Source organism: Vibrio sp. 779(2023), assembly GCF_033344285.1.
In the GTDB taxonomy this organism is placed as follows: domain Bacteria; phylum Pseudomonadota; class Gammaproteobacteria; order Enterobacterales; family Vibrionaceae; genus Vibrio; species Vibrio alginolyticus.
This window is the reverse complement of sequence record NZ_JAWPOM010000254.1, coordinates 1-1,007: the sequence shown is the minus strand read 5'-3', so window position 1 is coordinate 1,007 and position 1,007 is coordinate 1. Positions and strand designations below refer to the sequence as shown.

Sequence of the window (1,007 nt, the reverse complement as noted above, 5' to 3'; positions counted from 1 at the left end):
TGTCTAACAAGTAAAAGAACCAAAAATAATTAGGAGATGAAATGATCGACCAAAAAGTTATTGTCGCACTGGATTATGATAACCAAGCTGATGCGCTAGCGTTTGTAGATAGAATTGATCCTGCGTCATGTCGCCTAAAAGTCGGCAAGGAAATGTTTACGCTATTTGGTCCTGATTTCGTACGTGAACTCCACAAACGTGGTTTTTCTGTATTCCTGGATTTGAAATTTCATGATATCCCGAACACCTGTTCAAAAGCGGTACGCGCTGCTGCTGAGTTAGGTGTATGGATGGTGAACGTTCATGCAAGCGGTGGTGAACGTATGATGACAGCATCACGTGAGATTCTTGAGCCATATGGTAAAGACCGTCCACTTCTGATTGGTGTAACGGTACTGACTAGCATGGAACAAAGTGACTTGGCAGGTATTGGTCTGAATGTTGAACCGCAAGAGCAAGTGATTCGTCTAGCGACATTGACTAAGAACTCAGGTCTCGATGGTGTAGTGTGCTCTGCGCAAGAATCTTCACTACTTAAAAATGAGCTAGGTAAAGAGTTTAAACTTATCACTCCAGGAATTCGTCCTGCTGGTTTTGAGCAAGGCGACCAACGTCGTATTATGACGCCAGTTGATGCTATTCAAGCGGGTTCTGACTACCTTGTTATTGGCCGTCCGATCACTCAGGCGACGGACCCTGCTGCCGTATTGAAATCTATCAACGACAGCTTAGCTAGCAAGTAATAACTCTCGAGCATTAAATGGATAAAGGTGAGGCTAGGATGCCTCACCTTTTTTGTTTCTCAGAACAACGAATTACCCGATGAGAACAAAGGTTCTACGGATTATTCTTAGTCCTACAGGGGAATGCACTATATCGATCACACTTTAATAACATAATTGATAATGATAAGCCGAAAATGCAACCATGTGCTGTAGATGGCTTGCGTTACAAATAGGTAACGAATACTATGTCGAAGATGCATTCACTGCGTTGTAAGGTCTAGG

The 1,007-nt window shown here is 43.0% G+C and carries 1 protein-coding gene; it reads left to right on the top strand.

Annotated elements, in window-relative coordinates:
- Positions 1 to 41: 41 nt before the first annotated feature.
- Positions 42 to 743 (top strand): orotidine-5'-phosphate decarboxylase, encoded by a 702-nt coding sequence (pyrF, locus tag R8O70_RS26440; RefSeq protein WP_023623837.1) that lies wholly within the window; start codon positions 42 to 44, stop codon positions 741 to 743.
- Positions 744 to 1,007 lie beyond the last annotated feature (264 nt).